Here is a 17,330-nt window from a genome sequence, read left to right as displayed (position 1 = left end):
TGTCAAGGTTGGAAACCTGTTTTCCAACCTAATTTAAACGGGATGCGTATGACTGAATTATCAGCCCCAAAAAGTACTGTGATGAGCAATACAGACTTGGCTCAAGATAAGCTAAAAGGTTTGCAAAAAGAAAAAATAGACCAGGAACGCTTTATCCAGGAACTTTTTTTGTTTTTTCAGCAGATGCTTGCTTCGATTCTAAAAAATCAACTTGATCCTAAAGCCGAACTCAATGACCTTGCTAAGGATTGTGGCTATCAAGACCTGCCAACAGCTTTAAATTCTGCAAAAAATGCACGTGGTCAGTCACCTCTGGTGCAAGCGCTGCAAAATCAAGATTTCGCACTGGCGCAAACCTTACTTAATTCAGGTGCACAATATGATGTGCAAGCACTGGATGAATACGATATTGCGATACGCAGCCAGCGAGGACAAGAGGCTCTTCAACAAAAAACGATCACTCCTCCTGAAGGGGGTTATGCATCACGCCCAGATAGCCTGCATCCGGTTAAAGAATTTGGCTTGGTTTTAGGCATAGTAATGGAGAGTAGTATTGATAAAACCTCTTCTCAGCGTGCCCATATCGGGCCTACGTATCAATTGATGAGTGAGTCCGTAAAGGAATATAGCCAGGATTGCAAGAGTCAGCCTGCAAAGAAAGACTTCGGGCAAATTGCAGATGCATTTGCTTTTGCCAATAAGGAAGCAAATTTTCAGTTCAGTACCCCGGAAGGCAGTCCTAAAGCAGGTGAAGCTCTTTCTGAACGCATCCAATCAGGGAAAGTAACCTCTGTCCCTATTAGTTGTAAGGGGCATGCAATGGGTTTATCTTTTGTACCCGTCGAAGGAAATCCTGACAAAACGTATTTAGTGTTTACCAATCGCGGCATAGGGTCTTCAGGAAAGCCTGGTACCCAAATTTATGAGGTAAATACAAAGGATGTGACTCCAGGCTTTGTAAACGATATGCTAAACGGCCATAATAATGGACAATCCCATGCGCAGATCACGGAAAAAATCCAGGGGGTCACCAAAGGCCAAGATCCTATATATGTTCTCGATCAAAAAGGGCAAAAATATGATAATTGCACGGTAGCAAATACCCGTGCAAATATCCATGGAATCCTTCTATGTCAGGAAGCCAACCGCAAGGGAGGTTTTGAGAACGTAACCCAAGAGGTAAAAGACGAGGTAAAAGGACGCTATAAAGAATATACTGGGGACATGAGAGACAAAAAAATTCAAAAACTGGAAAGAGCACTCCAGGAACAACCTGACAACCCGGATTTAAAAGCCTTGGCAAAAGGATATATGGAAAAACCCAATCATAAACATTCAGATATATTACAATCTGCAGCTAACGAAGAATATAATGAACCCATACCCATGAAATAAAAGCCATTCTTAAATTTTTATTTTAATAATGAATTAAAGATTAGGAGCAACTTGCAGACTGATGCATTTGTTTAATTTTGGAGAATTAGATACCGTATTTAAATTATAGAACCACGCTGTTACTGCTGATATTCTTTAGCACCGGCAATAATTAGTTTGTAGACACGCTCACTGATAATTCCCTGCTCAAATTTTGCTTTTGCATCCCAGGTCATCAGTTGACCTTTTTGACGTACTAATTTACGGGTGGCAGAGGTTACATCATTAGGATCGCTTTCAAGTAAAATATCTCGAACTTCTTCATCAAATACCAGATACTCTCTTAAAGCAACCCGTTTTTCATCTACGGTGGGCACCAGCTTTTGCCAAATACATAATCTAATTGTTTCAAGAATATCAATAGTTCTTCCCAAGCGCTCCTCACCAGAAAATGAGGTTACAAGACGGCGCATGGTTTCTGCAACCCCGGAGGTATGCAGGGTGGTATATACAGGGTGTCCAGTAAGCGCAGCTTCCAAGGCCGCACTGATGGTTTCGGCATCACGGCACTCACCCACCATAATTAAACGCGGTTTACGACGTAAGGCGTTCCTTACCCCATCAGCAAAACTTGGCAAGTGGCGAGGAATTTCTGATTGGCTCACTACTGCCGATATGGTTTCAATTTCATCATAGACAAATTCGATTGGAGACTCATAGGTCAATACTTTGCGGTTTGAATCTTCTGTTTCAATCAGATTGCGAATAATAGAAGCCAATAAGGTTGATTTACCTGAACCCGTTGCTCCTGTAATAAATACAATACCTTCTTGAGGAGCGATTGCCTCCAAGACATTATCAGGCAGATTCATGGTCTCAAGTCTGGGGGGGGTCGTAGGAATGGTTCTTAGGGTAATCTGAATTGCATCATGACCTTCGACGAGACATGCAGTTGCATTTACCCGGTAGCGGTATCTTACACCACGGTTGGGACGGAATTCATAATGAGTGTCGATATCCTTACCTGAAAGAAGTTGTGTAGTAGCATTAGGGCCATATATTGCATTAATTAGATCACCAAGTTCTGTATTCGATAAGCGGCGATTCGTAATCCGCAAGAGTTTCCCATAAACTTCCGCATAAATTGGCTCGCCTGTTTGAATGGTAATATCAGAAGCATTTAAACGTTCTGTATGCTCCAGCATTTTATCCATGAAAAGCGGAGTAAATCGTGTGGGTTCATCAGGCATTAAATAAGTTTTATCGTTCATACATATTATTGGTGAAGATTGTTGTTATCATTAACTGGGGCTATTGTCGGCTGCCAGGACTTATCTGTTATTATAATTTTAGAACGATTTGCCAATTTTTCCATGTTTTTAAATTGTTCAAGAGCATTTTCATCTTTAGAAACCGCAGCTCTCCATTGTTCGCTATTCACATTCAATGCAGGAAGTGCAGTAATTCTTAGTACTCTGTCGTCAATATGCATTTCAGAGGAATCCCCAGTGATGCCGAGGTCTGTATGAGAGACAAAGGGTGGGGTAACCATGTTCATGGCTAATAATTTTCTGTAGAGGATCATGCCTACAAAATCTTCTTTAATTCGGGCAATATTTTCTTCAAGGATAGTATTTGCCTGATCAATACCGTTTTTCCAGCCTTTTGCCGTGTAGATACACCATATTTTCTTCTCTATCTTGGTCTTGGGGAGCAAGGTATAGTGAGGGTATTCGGGTTTTACATAATCAAGCCATAAATATTGACGCCAATTTGGGGGGGTAGTCACAAAACGCGCTTGTTTTGCTACTTTATAGGTGCGATCTGAAATACGGATAGTTTGCGCATCAGCAAGATTAAGTGTATTTCTACCTTCCAGGAGTACAGGAGGCATAATATTATGTTCAAGGATTAGGGAGTTAAAGTCATAAATAGCATCCAGTCTGCGGCTTTGCCTGATGAGATGCTCATCAATTATCTTTGCACGCCATGCTAAACCTGCTTGTGCGCCAAGACTTAAGGCAGTTTCCTTGAGAGCAATTTGTCGAATTTTGCCGCTTTGTTTCTTGTTTCTTTGCTTGACGTTTACATTGGCCATCGCCTGTAAACCAGCTAACGAACCAGTATCACCCATGTATTTTGATGAGTGGCAAGCAAGTAATGAAGCAGATAATACAACTATTAAACTAGGAATAAATTTTCGCATAGCGCAATTCAACAACCTGACTGTTAGGGTATACGTGAATGTCGGCTTTTTTGCCGGCTTGATAATCAATATCACGCAGGATTTCAGCTAAACTTTGATCTTTAACATTTAGGCTTATCAAAATCGGGAGTGAAGGAGCATTTCCCAAAACACGTAGCCTGAAATGGGCTGACTTGGCGATACGAGCTGCCAGTTCTTCAATAGGTCCAGACCAGTCCACGCTTGCGCGGGCTTGTAAATTATAGGCATTAGGAATGGTCAATGTATTGTCTATAGGCGGTGGGAGAATTACTTTCTCGACTCTCGCCATTTCATGCATTGAATCGCTTACAGATACTGCTGCCTCTGCTAATTTAATTGTAGCATCATCACTTGGATTGTTGACTGGTGGTTTTTTAAAAAGTACGCCACCATGTTTACAACCTACAAGCAAAATTGAGGCAATAAATAGCATGACAAGCTTGTTGTTCATTCAATATCTTTTATGTCTGGAATTATTCATTTGATTGAAACAGGAGCTAGGCTGCTTGTCAAGCATATAAATGAGGAATTGTATGATTTAAAATAAATAATCGCCCCCAAGCGTTTTGGCTTTGGTCATTGTGATTAGTGGCATGCAGGCATGAGAATAAACCAAAGGGTTGCGTGTTATTTCGGATTTGCTGTTAGATTATGATCAGGAAATATCATAATTTTTCAAACAAGGCATAGATCACTTGTCCTGCTTGTTTCATTTTTATTTGTTTCCATTTTTTTTCATCCATGGAAATTAGCGCAGGGGATTCCAGGTAAACAAGACCTCCCGATTTGAGAATATTGCCTTGCGTGATATGGGAAAGACATTGAGGGAGATAATTTTTAGCAAAAGGCGGATCCAGAAAAATAATATCAAATTCTTTCGAATTGCTCTGTAGGTATTTTAGGGCATCCGTTTGCAACAACTGGAGTTTGGGGCTATTAAATGTGGAAATTATTTTTTGTAAACTGGCATGGGCTTTGGGCGATTGCTCAAGAAAAACAACCTGTTTCGCTCCACGGGAAAATGCCTCCAAGCCCAAAGCGCCGCTGCCTGCAAAAGCATCCAGGCAGCGAGCATCCCTTATCTCGTGCATAAGCCAGTTGAATAAAGTTTCACGTACCCGATCCGGGGTAGGACGGAGTCCTTCTATATCGGGGAAATGTATTTTTTTCCCTCGGTATACTCCTCCTATGATACGAATGATCTGTTTCACGATTTACCTACAGTAACCAATAATAATTTATCAGGATCGAGCTGTTGTTTGAATGCCTGTCTCACTTGCTGACTGGTGACCGCATTAACACGTGCAGTATAGGTATCGAGAAAATCTTCTGGCAAATGATAAAAGTTCATCCGTAACAAAATATTAGCAATACTGCGGTTACCTGATAAAGAAAGCGGGAAACTTCCTGTGAGGTATTTTTTCGCAGCATCCAACTCTTCATCAGTCGGTCCCTTATCAAGGTAATTCCCTAAAACAGTCTTAATCACCTCCAATGCTTCCCCGGTTTGTTTGTTCCTTGTTGATAAGCTGATGAGAAAAGGTCCATTTCCTGACATGGGAACAAAGAGACTGTCTATTCCATAGGCTAAACCGCGTTTTTCTCTGACCTCTACGCCAAGCTGGGAAACTAAAGACCCCCCGCCCAAAACATAATTGCCTACTACAAGAGGGAAATTATTGGGATTGTGATGGTCGATACCGATTTGACCCAGGCGTATCATCGTCTGGGATGATGGGAATGGAATGTTCACAGTTTGAGATTGAGGGAGTTGAGGTGCTTTAGGGATAGCAGGGGCGGCTTGTCCTTCTGGGAGCTCCTGTGTCAACTGGTCAGCCAATTGATGTGCCGTTTTGCTATTAATTGCTCCTACCATAACTAAAATGGAGTTTTTTGCAACATAATACCGTTGTTTAAATTCAATGAGCTGGTTTTTGTTAATTGCATTAACGCGTTCCATTGTCCCATTAACGGGATGTCCATAAGGATGATTTGGATATAAATCCTGGAAAAAATTAAGCTGGGCTACGTCTTCGGGGGATTCTTGAGCCTGCTCAATAGCCATTAATTGTTGTTTTTTTACTCGATAAAAAGCCGGATCAGGAAAATCAGGGTGATTAAGGATTTGGGCAAATACAGAACTGGCTTTGCTCATCTCCTCCGCTGCAACTAAAGTTCTCAGGCTAAAAACCACCATATCCCGATTAATTTCAACTTTATACTGTGCTCCTACATCAGCTAAAGTTTCGGCGATGACGCTGGCGCTCTTACCCCCATTTCCCTGATTCATCATGCTGCTGGTTAGGGCGCTAAGTCCATACTGGTTATCGTCATAGGCGGAACCTGCTGCAAAAGCGATACTGACATCAAGCATCGGGACTTCCATGGCAGGATAAAAAACAACTTGGACTCCATTTTTAGTTACCCATTTTTCTGTTTTGAATGTACTCGCTGTCGCTGGATGTGACAGTCCAATCGTTAATGCCAAAATACATGCGCTAAAAATTCTCATGGCGTCACCTTTTGAGTCTGAGGTTCGAGGATTGCTGTGGTCATATTATTTTTTTGAAAATAACGTTGGGCGGTTTGCTGGATTTGTTGTGGAGTAATCGCATTAATTGCGCGGGTATAATCCTCACTTTTTTTCCAACCCACTCCGATTGTTTCTAAAAGGCCCAATTCTGATGCCTGTCCGAAAATTGAATCCTTTTCGAATGTTTTTTGGGCGATGATTTGATTTTTAATTCGTTGCAATTCGATATCGCTTACCGGATTATTTTTCAATTCCTCAAGCTGATTAAGAAGACTGCTTTGCAAGTCATTAATTGTATGGCTTTGGTTGGGCGAACCATAAACAATAAACTGAGTTTGATACCGGGTGTAGGGGTTATAGTAGGCATCTGCATCATTCGCGATGTGCTTGCCACGAATCAGATTTTTAGAAAAACGCGCACTGTCACCTGCGTCCAAAATTCCGGAGATGACCTCCAAAGCATAAGGTTCATATGATTCTTTTGCGGTGTTTACGCTGGGAACTGAGTAACCTATCATCAGTAAAGGTAATTTTGCCGCAGCTTGGATATGAACAATTTTTTCCCCTAACTCCGGTGGTTCTCTTTTAAGTTTTCGCTCCGGAACAGGTTGTTTGGGCAACGCGCCAAAATAATTTTCTGCCAAAGCACGAACCTGTTCGGGATTCACATCACCGACAACAACTAAAGTCGCATTGTTTGGGGCATAATATTTTTTATACCATTCTCTCACATCCTCAACTTTCATTTGTTTCAAATCATTCATCCAACCAATGACCGGATGATGATAAGGGGCGCTTAAATGGGCAGTAGCCAAAAAACGTTCAAAAGCGAGAGCTTGAGGGTTATCGTCCGTCCGTAGGCGCCGTTCCTCCTGAATGACTTTAATTTCTTTGGCAAATTCGTTAGCATCAAGAAGTAAATGATTCATGCGGTCTGCTTCCAGTTCAAAGCTGGTAGCTAGTTTTGAAGCGTCGATTTTTTCAAAAAAAGCAGTATAGTCATTATTGGTAAATGCATTGGCTTGTGCACCCATTTCAGCTATAGTTTTGGAAAAGACGCCTAAAGGAAATTTTTCAGTGCCTTTAAACATCATGTGCTCTATCGCATGGGATACACCGGTAATTCCGCCGGGTTCATCTGCAGAGCCGACGTTATACCAAATCATCGATACGGCAATTGGAGCTCGATGATCTTCTTTGACCAATATTTTTAAACCATTATTCAAAATAAACTCTTGAACTTGGCTAAAGGTCTGGCAAGATAGTACCATGAGTAAAGTAAAGAGTATTTTGCGCACAACTTAACCTCAAAGTAAAAAAGATGATAGAATTTCATATTTTTCAGGATTTGTATACTCTATGATTAAATGGTTTAAACGAAATCATGATTCTACCTCCGCAGAGGCCGATCATTCACCAAGAGCTACTGACTCGTTGCCTGCTGCTCCTGTCGAAATAGCAGAACAACAGCAAGAGCCTGTAAAAGAAGGTATTTTTGCCCGGTTCAGGAAAGGATTAAGTAAAACACGCCATCAATTGGGTGATGGAATTGGCCGTTTGCTGTTAGGAAAAAAAGAAATCAGCCAGGATTTATTGGATGAGTTGGAAACTCTTTTAATCAGTGCGGATTTGGGGATGGAGACCACCCAGATAGTATTGAAACAGTTAACAGATAGCCTGGCCCGTAATCAATTATCCGATGGTAATGCTGTTTATGAGGCATTGAAATCGCACTTGCAAGCAATTTTAAGCCGTAACGATCAAGAGCTGACCTTAGAAACTGCAGACCATTCTCCATTTGTAATCTTGATGGTAGGAGTGAATGGCGCAGGAAAAACAACTACTATAGGAAAACTGGCAAAACAATTTCAGCAGCAGGGCAAGAAAGTAATGCTTGCTGCGGGAGATACTTTTAGAGCTGCTGCAGTGGAGCAATTACATGTCTGGGGTGAGCGCAATGACATCCCGGTGATTGCGCAGCAAACCGGCGCCGACAGCGCCTCGGTTATTTTTGATGCCTTGCAAGCTGCAAAAGCACGTAAAATAGATGTTTTAATTGCTGATACCGCAGGTCGGCTGCATACTCAAGGCAATTTGATGGACGAGTTAAAAAAGGTAAAACGTGTACTCCATAAACTGTGTCCTGAAGCTCCTCACGAGACGATGTTGATACTGGATGCAAGCATCGGGCAAAATGCTTTGGTTCAGGCACGCCAATTTCATGAAGCTGTAGGTTTGACAGGAATTACCATGACTAAATTGGACGGTACCGCTAAAGGTGGAATTTTATTTGCCATAGCAAATGAATTAGGCATACCCTTTCGTTATATAGGGATTGGTGAAGGGATAGAGGATTTACGCCCCTTTGATGCAGCGCAATTTGTTGGTGCACTTTTCAATGATCACATTTGACCAAGTAACTAAACGTTATCCAGGGGGTTTTGAAGCATTAAGTCAGGTGAACTTTTCCTTGCAAAAAGGAGAAATGGCCTTTCTTACCGGGCATTCAGGAGCAGGAAAAAGCACCTTGCTTAAATTGATCGCTCTTTTAGAATGGCCTACCTCAGGTCAATTAACCGTTAATGGTTTGCGTTTGAATCATTTAAAAAAACGCGATGTTGCTGCCCATCGCAGCCAGTTGGGAATTACCTTTCAATCCCCTTACTTGCTCAATGACCGTACAGTATTTGATAACGTTGCTCTCCCTTTGCAAATTCAGGGGATGTCCTACCCCATGATTGCCAAACGAGTACATGCTGCCTTGGATATGGTGGGGTTATTAAGTAAGGAAAGGATGCTGCCTGTGCATTTGTCAGGTGGTGAGCAACAACGGGTGGGAATTGCACGTGCTGTAGTGCATAAGCCTGCTTTACTATTGGCTGATGAGCCTACCGGTAATCTTGACCCCAAACTTTCGGCAGAAATCATGGCTATTTTTGAACAATTTAACCAAGTGGGGGTTAGCATATTGATTGCCACCCATGATTTGGCACTGATTGCAGGAATGAAGCACCGGATTGTGATGCTTAAAGGAGGACGAATGTGTTAAAACAGGCACAAGCAATCCTTTCTTATCATCTGCAGGCGGCAGTGCAAAGCTTAAACTCGTTATGTCGTAAACCTTTGGCCTCGATGATGACATCTCTGGTTATCGCTATTACCCTGGCTTTACCGGCTCTGTTTTGGGTGTTTTCAGATAACGTCGCTAAATTAACGGCAACTTGGCAGCGCGGCGGGCATGTTTCTTTATACCTAAAACCAGGATTATCTGAAGCAGAACAACAGCTTGTACTGCAAAAAGTCCGGGAAACGGATGGGGTCGCCCAGGTTTCTTTAAAATCCTCCACCGATGGTTTGGCAGAATTAACTCAGCAAGAGGGGATGCAAGATATCATGCATTATCTTCCTGAGAACCCTTTGCCGGCTTTAATAGATGTCGTCCCGGCTTTAACCATTGATTCACCCGCAAAATTGGACTTATTGGCACGCCAGTTACAAACGGTCGCACAAATAGAAAATGCAAAAGTAGATATGGAGTGGATAAGCCGCTTGCATGCCCTTTTAGGATTTGCAGCTAAATTTGCAGATGCTTTGCTGGCATTACTGGCAATGGCTGTAATTATGATTGTGGGAACTACTTTGCGCTTGGCGCTGCATAGCCGACAAGAGGAAATTCAGGTCCTGAAACTCATTGGGGCAAAAGATCAGTTTATTCTCAGGCCTTTTTTGTATGCCGGGGTATGGTATGGTGCCTTAGGTGCGGTTTTTGCTATATTTATGGTTAATATTTTTATTTTTAGCTTGGGTGCGGCGGTAAATCAGCTGGCGGTTGCTTATCAAATGCACTATCCGTTAACAGGATTGTCAATGCGACAGATCTTGCTACTTGTTTTGTTTGCAATTATACTTGGATGGATGGGGGCGCGTTTATCTGTAAAACGCCAACTGGCTTCCATTGAACCACAATTATGAGTAGTTGTCTTACATTCACCTAATTTGTACAGAGAAATTTTAGAGGAAGGAAGCATGAGTCAATATTTGCAACTTGCCGAAATGAATTTACCTGTGGGCAGTCTTGATTCTTACATTCACAGGGTTAATCAAATTCCTATGTTGTCTTTAGAGGAAGAGATTGCCTATGCTGAGCGTTTTCATACGGAAGGGGATCTTGATGCTGCACGCTGTTTGGTTCTTGCTCATTTACGCTATGTTGTCCGGGTAGCTCGTGGCTATTTAGGTTATGGTTTACCTCTGAATGACTTGATTCAGGAAGGTAATATTGGCTTGATGAAGGCGGTAAAACGTTTTGATCCCAAGATGGGCGTACGCCTTGTTTCTTTTGCCGTGCATTGGATAAAAGCGGAAATCCATGAATATGTTCTTCGCAACTGGCGTATTGTTAAAATTGCGACAACTAAAGCACAGCGTAAGTTATTTTTTAATCTCCGCCAAATGAAAAATCGTTTGGGGTGGATGAGTCCGGAAGAAGTAAGTGCTGTAGCCAACGATTTGGGCGTAAGCTGTGAAGATGTTCTTGTCATGGAACAGCGTTTGAATGCAATGGATACGCCTTACGATGCTCCTGATGCAGATGATCATGATGAATTTTATACAGCACCTGAACGCTATTTGTTTAATGCGAATGATGATCCTTCTGTATTACTGGAAAAAGAAAATGCCGGAGAGCATGGCCATGAAAAGCTGATGCTTGCTCTGGAGCAATTAGATGCGCGCAGCCAGGATATTTTACAACAACGCTGGTTAGCTGAAGACAAACTGACATTACATGATTTGGCCAAAAAGTATGGCGTGTCCGCCGAGCGGGTTCGACAGCTTGAAAAAAATGCAATGAAAAAATTGCGGCAATATATAGAAACTGAATAATGTCTTACAGGATCCTGGATGAAGTAAAGTAATCCGGGATTCTGATTTTAAACCAATTATCATAGAGCCCACTTTTTTTACGATACAGCTCCTCTCCCTTCCAAAAAATCACAAACCAAATGTTCTACTCGTTCATCAAGCAAAACGCTCACATGATTTGCCTCAGGGAGAAGACAAAGCTTTGCATTAGGGTATTTTTTACAAAATTCAATTGATTCCTTGGTACTGATCGTTTTATCAAGCTCCCCATGAATGCATAAAAAAGAAATATCTGGGGATTGGGAAATGAAATGGTGTAAACGAACCAGCTTGATATCAAAGCGTGCTTGCTGTTTCATTACCTGGCGCAAATACAAATAACCATGGCCGCTCAATTTGAATTTTTTTGCAATTCGGTTAACAGGACTGCGCATTTGCGTGGGTGAGGCAATCAGAATTGCTCGTTCCGGTTTATGGGCTAATTGCCATTCGGGAAGTTGGCCCGCAACATTCAAGGTATTAAGGAGCATAGAGCCGCCGAAAGAATGTCCAATAACAGCATAAAAAGGTCCATGCTCATTAATGGTATCCTTTAAAATAGCAACTGCATCCGTCCAGGGTAACTGCAACCCCTTTGCTTCGCCATGTGCGGGAAAATCAAGAGCATATACTTCATATCCTTGCTGATGCAGCGCATGGATTAAACGGGCCATGTATGCTGCCCGGGATATCCATCCATGAGTGATAAGTATTTTCTTCCCTTTTGAATTTTTTTGTGGGGCAAAACGATGCAACACATGGTGGCGTGGAAGTTCTTTATGAATTACCTCAGTACGCTTTCCCTCAATAAATTCACAAGCAAGTTTGGCGAAATCTCTATATTCCTTTTCCAAAGGAAGAAAGATAGGCGTTATAAACGCCTGATAACACAATTGAGCATGTAAAATATCTCGTACGTGGATTAATGATGAAGTAATCATGATTATATTCCCTTCAGAGTTTATTTTAATTTTAGCCTAAAACGGAACATATTATTGTTTCTTTGCTCTTCTAATCATTGACTACTATGGAGTAATGTCAAGTTAGAGTGTGAATAAAAAAAGACACTCTCTGGCAAAGGAATTAGGGGACTGGGGTTTATTCACTTCATTGGCTTTATCTCTTGGTCTCAATTTTATAAACTAGGGTCCGTTTAGGGAGTTCTAATTCGGCTGGTTTATTTTTAGGAGAGCTTGAGATGCACACATCAAATCATATTTATCATGATAACGGTCAGGAACTTAATGGCTTTATGGCTTATGATGAGTCCCTTGTCGGCTCTCGTCCTGCCGTTTTGGTCGTTCATGACTGGAGTGGCCGTAATGAGTTTGCATGTGAAAAAGCAAAATTACTGGCGCAGCTGGGTTACGTTGGTTTTGCTGTAGATATGTACGGTCATGCTCAACTGGGTTCTACTGTAGAAGAAAAGCAAGCTCTTATGAATCCCTTGGTAGCTGATCAAAGTTTATTACGCCGGCGGATTCAAGCAGGATTGGCCGCTGCATGTTCTTTATCTGAAGTCGATAGCAAGCGGGTTGCCATTATTGGTTTTTGTTTCGGGGGCATGTGTGCCCTTGAATTGGCCCGTTCCGGTGCCGAACTCAAAGGTGTAGTCAGTTTTCATGGTTTGCTGCATAAACCAGGCGAGCTAAAATCTGCGCCAATTAAAGCCAAAATTCTCGCTTTACATGGTTATGATGATCCTATGGTGCAACCTGACACGGTGCATGCATTTTGTAAGGAAATGACCGAAGCCCATGTTGATTGGCAAATGCATATGTATGGACATGTGCAACATGCTTTTACAAATCCACTTGCCCATGACCTGAAATTGGGTACGGTTTATAATGAAATTGCTGCTGAACGCTCCTGGCAAGCCATGACCCATTTTTTGCAAGAAATTTTTAGTAAATAATGGATAAACATGCTAAATCAGGTAAATGAAGCACATTTCAATAGAGCTTCATTTCGCATGGCTTTTCATGGGTTTCAAGACGGGTGGGAAGCCTGATTCTGATTAAAATCATAAAAAATTATCCTAAAGAGGCTCGATTGTAATGCGACAAACAATTATAATCTTTCGTAAAATAATCTTGCTTCTGTGTTTTTTTCCATAAGACTATTACTATTGATGCTAATTTAATATGAAAATAGCATTTTTTTGCTCGTTCGTTTGTTAAAAACAAACTTTGGAAAAAATGACGCAATGAGTAGGAGCCAACCAACTTGAGTTCTTCACCCGGTTTTAACACTATGCAATTGCATCATTTCTTCGAGCAATCCGTGGATAATTATCCAAGTAATATTGCTTTGATTTGCGATAATGTATTTATTTCCTATCAGGAATTGGAAAATCGCGCCAATCAATTAGCCCATTTTCTCTCTGAAAACCAGATATCGAAAGGGAGTATAGTAGGCATTTTATTAGAACGTTCTGTAGAAAGTTATGTTGCCATTCTTGCTACTTTAAAAGCGGGTGCTGCTTATGTACCTATTGAAGCAGATTATCCAGACGAACGCATTAACTATATCTTTTCCGATTTGCCTTTTAACGCTGTTTTAACATCTTCCATGCAATTGGAACAAAAAAACCTGTCATGGCCTACTGCCTACGCGCTTGACCTCCTTGCGGAAGAAATTTCTAAACGTCCTGCACACAGAGTAATTTTTCAAGAGAATTTAAGCGCTGCGGATTTGTGTTACATCATTTACACTTCAGGCTCTACAGGAAAGCCTAAAGGTGTGGAAATTACTCAACGCAGTATTTGCCACTATGTTGATGCTGCGAGCAAGTTATATGAGATCAGCAGCAATGATAAGGTATACCAGGGCTTTTCATTGGCTTTTGATGCTTCTTTGGAAGAGCTTTGGATGGCTTTTGCAAATGGGGCCTCGCTTATTGCGTGTACCTCAAAAGAGGTGCGCTCAGGTTTAGGTCTTATTTCTTTTTTACAACAACACCGAGTTAGTGTTTTCTCAACCGTACCTACTTTATTGTCCTCTTTGGAGGGACAACTGCCTGATTTACGCCTTTTAATTTTGGGCGGGGAAAGCTGTCCGCCCACTTTAGTTAAACGCTGGAGCAGAGAGGGATTGCGGATACTCAATACCTATGGTCCCACTGAGGCAACGATTATTGCAACTTATGCAGAATGCCATCCAGAAAAAGAAATCACTATTGGTAAACCCCTGCCCGGGTATGAGGTACTTGTTGTAAATGAGCAATTACAAGAAGTTTCAGAGGGTGAAGAAGGTGAATTGTGTATTGGGGGGATTGCTCTGGCTCGCGGTTATGTCAATCGGCCTGAACACACAGCAGAAAAATTTGTTTTAAACCCCGCAGATAACAGTCAACGCTTATATAGAACGGGTGATTTGGTTTCCAAAGATGCGCAGGGTAACCTTCGTTTTGCCGGACGTGTAGATGATCAAATTAAATTGCGCGGATTTCGCATTGAATTGAATGAAATTGAAACGGTCATCATGCACTATGCGGGAATAAAGCAGGCAGTCGCTGCTCTACAAATTCTGGAGCAACCTACGCTGGTTGCCTATTTAATTCTGGATAAAAATAGCGGATTTGACGTGAATGAACTTAAAGTTTTTTTAAGATCGCGTTTACCCGACTATATGGTGCCGGCCCTGATAGAGGTTTTAGAATCCTTTCCAGTGTTGGCGAGTGGAAAAGTCAATCGGAAAGAACTTCCTAAACCTGTACAAAAAATAGAAACTACTTTTAAGGCACCGGAGTCAGAGCTGGCTCAAAAAATTGCTCATGCCTGGGAACATGTATTTGATTGCAAAAATATTTCCATAACAGCAAACTTTTTTTATGATTTAGGCGGGCATTCTTTGCATGCTGCTAGAGTTATTTCCAATTTACGTCAAATCCCCGCCTTAAAAAATATTTCGATTCTGGATTTATATAAAAATCCTACAATAATCCAACTCGAAGAAAAATTTAGTGATTCGGATGACAATTTACAAGTAAGCGAAAATTCCCCTAGGCAAAAATACAAGCCGCCGCAGTGGAAATATTATTTATGCGGGATTGGCCAATTCTTTGGATGCTTATTGCAATATGCCGTAGGTACCTTACAGCTGCTCGCTGTGGTTTTGTGCTACAGCTGGGTAAGTTCTGAGTATTCAATTATTTCCAGGGAATCACAGCTTGCTTTTCTGGCTTTGTTTTTATCCATGCCTATCATTTCATTATTTATCACCATCTCTTTGAAATGGATATTGCTTGGGCGGGTGAAACCAGGAGAATATCCACTTTGGGGGTGGTTTTATTTTCGTTGGTGGTTGGTGCAAAGGCTGCTCAAGAATTTGTTTTTAGCCAAATTTTTAGTCGGTTCCCCCTTGGCTCCTATCTATTATCGCTTATTGGGTGCAAAAATAGGGAAAAATTGCTTTTTGGGATCCATGCAAGTTTCTGCCCATGATTTGTTAACTGTTGGTGATAACACTTCCATAGGTGCTGATGCCAGACTGAATGGGTATATAGTTGAAGACGGCTGGTTAAAAATTGGGACTATCAACATTGGCGATAATTGTTACATTGGTGCGCGTGCGGTTGTTGGTTTAAATACCCAAATCGAAGATAAGGGCATTTTGGATGAAATGTCCATGCTGCCTGATCAAGGGTTAATTCCTCAAGGAACTTATTTTGCCGGTTCGCCTGCACTACCAGGTCCCGTTCCTGCTGATCATATAACCAGGAAAAAAATAGCAATTGAAGAGTCTACTATGCTGGAAAATACCCTTTTTGGTATTTTGCATTATTTAGGTATTGTCTTTGTCATGATGGTGTATTATTTATGTTTAATCCCATCCATTTCTTTGATCAGTTATTACTATGATCAAAGCCATTATCTAACTACCATGTTTTTTGCCATCCCCCTGGGAGCAATTCTCTTTTTGGGATTGTATTATTTATGCATCGTTTTTTGTAAAAAGATCATCCTTGATAAAATAAAACCTGGCGAATATCCCATAAAGAGTTTTTATTATTTCCGCCATTGGATTCTGGTGAAATTACTGGATGGTGATGAAATATCAGTTATGGCAGATACTTTGTTTTTACCACTGTTTTTACGCTTACTCGGTGCAAAATTGGGTAAAGGGGTAGAAATGGGCGAAACGCCTCATATTATCCCTGATCTGGTGACCATTGAAGAGGGCGGTTTTACTGCCAGTTCAGTTGCTTTGGCGTGGCCTGGTGTGTGCAATGGTTTTATTTCATTTGCTCCGGTAACTATTGGACGCAGGGCTTTTGTAGGTAATGTAAGTTTATTATCTGGTGGAAAATCAATTGGTGAAGGAACCTTATTAGGATGTTTATCGGTGACGCCTCCAGGAGACAAAGCCAAGGAGCCATTCTCTGCCTGGTTGGGTTCTCCTGCTGTTTTTCTTCCCAAACGGGAATTATTTGTCGGGTATTCTGATAAAGAGACGTTTTATCCCTCTAAAAAACTCTATTTCACGCGCCTAGTCATCGAGTTTATCCGTATTATTTTGCCCTCGACATTTTCCTTGATTGCATTATTCAATCTGCTTTATGTACTGGACTATATGTTGAGCGAATACTCCTGGGGTATTACGGCCCTGGTCTTGCCTCCAGCGGAAATGTTCTTTACGGTTTGTCTGGTGGGGGTATTGGCTGCTCTTAAATGGCTAATGCTAGGTAAATTAAAACCCTTAACCAAACCGATCTGGGATCCATTTATTTGGAAAAATGATGTTATTGAGTATTCGTACAACTACTATACGAATCCTCATTTAACCAATAAAGTTTTAGGAACACCTTTCGCACTGTGGATACACCGGTGTTTAGGAACTAAAGCCGGTAAAAGGGTTTTTACCGATAGTGCTGAATTTTCAGAGTTCGACTTGATTACCATAGGTAATGATGTATGCATTAATGCCGAGACCATCATTCAAACCCATCTTTATGAAGATAGGATATTCAAAGTTTCTAACGTTACGATAGGTTCGGGTTGCAATGTTGGGGTAGGCTCAATTGTTCTCTACAATACCTTAATGGAAGAGAATTCTTCTTTGGGAAGCTTGTCATTATTGATGAAAGGCGAACGTTTACCCGCAAATACTCACTGGGCAGGTATTCCCGCACAATCCACAGCGCTCGGAGCTCTGTACCCACAAGTTGCGGATCAAACTGCGGCTGCAAAAGAGGCTCCAGAGGAAGCAATACCAGAGTTATTGTAAGGAGTGCCGGGTTAGGAGAGAAACCCCTAACCCGGTAACGGAAGCAGGTCGAGAACTGCCTGCATT

The 17,330-nt window shown here is 41.5% G+C and carries 14 protein-coding genes; 7 read left to right on the top strand and 7 right to left on the bottom strand.

From position 1 onward, the window contains the following. Positions 1 to 48 precede the first annotated feature (48 nt). Positions 49 to 1,395 carry a Dot/Icm T4SS effector AnkD/LegA15 gene (gene ankD, locus KYQ_RS14265; RefSeq protein ID WP_010652466.1) on the top strand — a complete coding sequence of 449 codons (1,347 nt, stop codon included), beginning with the start codon at positions 49 to 51 and terminating at the stop codon, positions 1,393 to 1,395. 119 nt (positions 1,396 to 1,514) lie between these two features. Here the strand turns inward: ankD and dotB are convergent, their stop codons facing one another. From dotB to KYQ_RS14235, 6 genes are all read right to left on the bottom strand, one after another. Beyond that, positions 1,515 to 2,645: a Dot/Icm type IV secretion system ATPase DotB gene (gene dotB, locus KYQ_RS14260; RefSeq protein ID WP_019350200.1), complete on the bottom strand. Its 1,131-nt coding sequence runs from the start codon at positions 2,643 to 2,645 to the stop codon at positions 1,515 to 1,517. Positions 2,646 to 2,650: 5 nt separating this feature from the next. Continuing rightward, positions 2,651 to 3,580, bottom strand: coding sequence for a type IV secretion system DotC family protein (locus KYQ_RS14255; protein ID WP_010652468.1), 930 nt, complete (start codon positions 3,578 to 3,580; stop codon positions 2,651 to 2,653). Then, positions 3,561 to 4,052 (bottom strand): type IVB secretion system lipoprotein DotD, encoded by a 492-nt coding sequence (dotD, locus tag KYQ_RS14250; protein WP_010652469.1) that lies wholly within the window; start codon positions 4,050 to 4,052, stop codon positions 3,561 to 3,563. Before dotD ends, KYQ_RS14255 begins: the two co-directional genes overlap by 20 nt. Before the next feature lie 214 nt (positions 4,053 to 4,266). Continuing rightward, positions 4,267 to 4,812: a 16S rRNA (guanine(966)-N(2))-methyltransferase RsmD gene (gene rsmD / locus KYQ_RS14245; RefSeq protein WP_010652470.1), complete on the bottom strand. Its 546-nt coding sequence runs from the start codon at positions 4,810 to 4,812 to the stop codon at positions 4,267 to 4,269. After that, positions 4,809 to 6,113 (bottom strand): M16 family metallopeptidase, encoded by a 1,305-nt coding sequence (locus tag KYQ_RS14240; protein ID WP_010652471.1) that lies wholly within the window; start codon positions 6,111 to 6,113, stop codon positions 4,809 to 4,811. Before KYQ_RS14240 ends, rsmD begins: the two co-directional genes overlap by 4 nt. Then, positions 6,110 to 7,432 carry a M16 family metallopeptidase gene (locus KYQ_RS14235; protein WP_010652472.1) on the bottom strand — a complete coding sequence of 441 codons (1,323 nt, stop codon included), beginning with the start codon at positions 7,430 to 7,432 and terminating at the stop codon, positions 6,110 to 6,112. Before KYQ_RS14235 ends, KYQ_RS14240 begins: the two co-directional genes overlap by 4 nt. A 61-nt stretch (positions 7,433 to 7,493) precedes the next feature. Between KYQ_RS14235 and ftsY the strand changes: the two genes are divergently transcribed. The 4 genes from ftsY to rpoH are packed head-to-tail and all read left to right on the top strand — an operon-like array spanning position 7,494 to position 11,018. Beyond that, a complete protein-coding gene (gene ftsY / locus KYQ_RS14230) occupies positions 7,494 to 8,546 on the top strand; it encodes a signal recognition particle-docking protein FtsY (RefSeq protein ID WP_010652473.1) in 1,053 nt (350 codons plus the stop codon). Next, positions 8,533 to 9,183 (top strand): cell division ATP-binding protein FtsE, encoded by a 651-nt coding sequence (gene ftsE / locus KYQ_RS14225; protein ID WP_010652474.1) that lies wholly within the window; start codon positions 8,533 to 8,535, stop codon positions 9,181 to 9,183. The genes ftsY and ftsE overlap by 14 nt, the downstream gene beginning before the upstream one ends. Then, the gene (gene ftsX, locus KYQ_RS14220) at positions 9,177 to 10,106 is read left to right on the top strand and encodes a permease-like cell division protein FtsX (protein ID WP_010652475.1); all 930 of its coding nucleotides are present in this window, start codon (positions 9,177 to 9,179) and stop codon (positions 10,104 to 10,106) included. The genes ftsE and ftsX overlap by 7 nt, the downstream gene beginning before the upstream one ends. A gap of 54 nt (positions 10,107 to 10,160) precedes the next feature. Further along, positions 10,161 to 11,018 (top strand): RNA polymerase sigma factor RpoH, encoded by an 858-nt coding sequence (gene rpoH / locus KYQ_RS14215; protein WP_010652476.1) that lies wholly within the window; start codon positions 10,161 to 10,163, stop codon positions 11,016 to 11,018. 77 nt (positions 11,019 to 11,095) lie between these two features. Here rpoH and KYQ_RS14210 read toward each other — a convergent pair whose 3' ends face one another. Continuing rightward, positions 11,096 to 11,977, bottom strand: coding sequence for an alpha/beta hydrolase (locus tag KYQ_RS14210; protein WP_010652477.1), 882 nt, complete (start codon positions 11,975 to 11,977; stop codon positions 11,096 to 11,098). Between the two features lie 257 nt (positions 11,978 to 12,234). Between KYQ_RS14210 and KYQ_RS14205 the strand changes: the two genes are divergently transcribed. Next, the gene (locus KYQ_RS14205) at positions 12,235 to 12,951 is read left to right on the top strand and encodes a dienelactone hydrolase family protein (protein ID WP_010652478.1); all 717 of its coding nucleotides are present in this window, start codon (positions 12,235 to 12,237) and stop codon (positions 12,949 to 12,951) included. A gap of 311 nt (positions 12,952 to 13,262) precedes the next feature. After that, complete coding sequence (locus KYQ_RS14195; RefSeq protein ID WP_231294563.1) at positions 13,263 to 17,264, top strand: Pls/PosA family non-ribosomal peptide synthetase; 4,002 nt, start codon at positions 13,263 to 13,265, stop codon at positions 17,262 to 17,264. The last annotated feature ends 66 nt before the right edge of the window (positions 17,265 to 17,330 follow it).

It is taken from the genome of Fluoribacter dumoffii NY 23, assembly GCF_000236165.1.
In the GTDB taxonomy this organism is placed as follows: Bacteria; Pseudomonadota; Gammaproteobacteria; order Legionellales; family Legionellaceae; genus Legionella; species Legionella dumoffii.
The sequence above is the reverse complement of the archived record's forward strand: the minus strand, read 5'-3'. Positions and strand labels throughout refer to the sequence as shown.

What these genes read in the sequence shown, in the direction of transcription:
- KYQ_RS14255 (WP_010652468.1), bottom strand. Translation starts at nt 3,580, where the DNA reads ATGCGAAAATTTATTCCTAGTTTAATAGTTGTATTATCTGCTTCATTA.
- KYQ_RS14205 (WP_010652478.1), top strand. Translation starts at nt 12,235, where the DNA reads ATGCACACATCAAATCATATTTATCATGATAACGGTCAGGAACTTAAT.
- ankD (WP_010652466.1), top strand. Translation starts at nt 49, where the DNA reads ATGACTGAATTATCAGCCCCAAAAAGTACTGTGATGAGCAATACAGAC.
- KYQ_RS14240 (WP_010652471.1), bottom strand. Translation starts at nt 6,113, where the DNA reads ATGAGAATTTTTAGCGCATGTATTTTGGCATTAACGATTGGACTGTCA.
- ftsE (WP_010652474.1), top strand. Translation starts at nt 8,533, where the DNA reads ATGATCACATTTGACCAAGTAACTAAACGTTATCCAGGGGGTTTTGAA.
- KYQ_RS14210 (WP_010652477.1), bottom strand. Translation starts at nt 11,977, where the DNA reads ATGATTACTTCATCATTAATCCACGTACGAGATATTTTACATGCTCAA.
- dotD (WP_010652469.1), bottom strand. Translation starts at nt 4,052, where the DNA reads ATGAACAACAAGCTTGTCATGCTATTTATTGCCTCAATTTTGCTTGTA.
- dotB (WP_019350200.1), bottom strand. Translation starts at nt 2,645, where the DNA reads ATGAACGATAAAACTTATTTAATGCCTGATGAACCCACACGATTTACT.
- ftsY (WP_010652473.1), top strand. Translation starts at nt 7,494, where the DNA reads ATGATTAAATGGTTTAAACGAAATCATGATTCTACCTCCGCAGAGGCC.
- rpoH (WP_010652476.1), top strand. Translation starts at nt 10,161, where the DNA reads ATGAGTCAATATTTGCAACTTGCCGAAATGAATTTACCTGTGGGCAGT.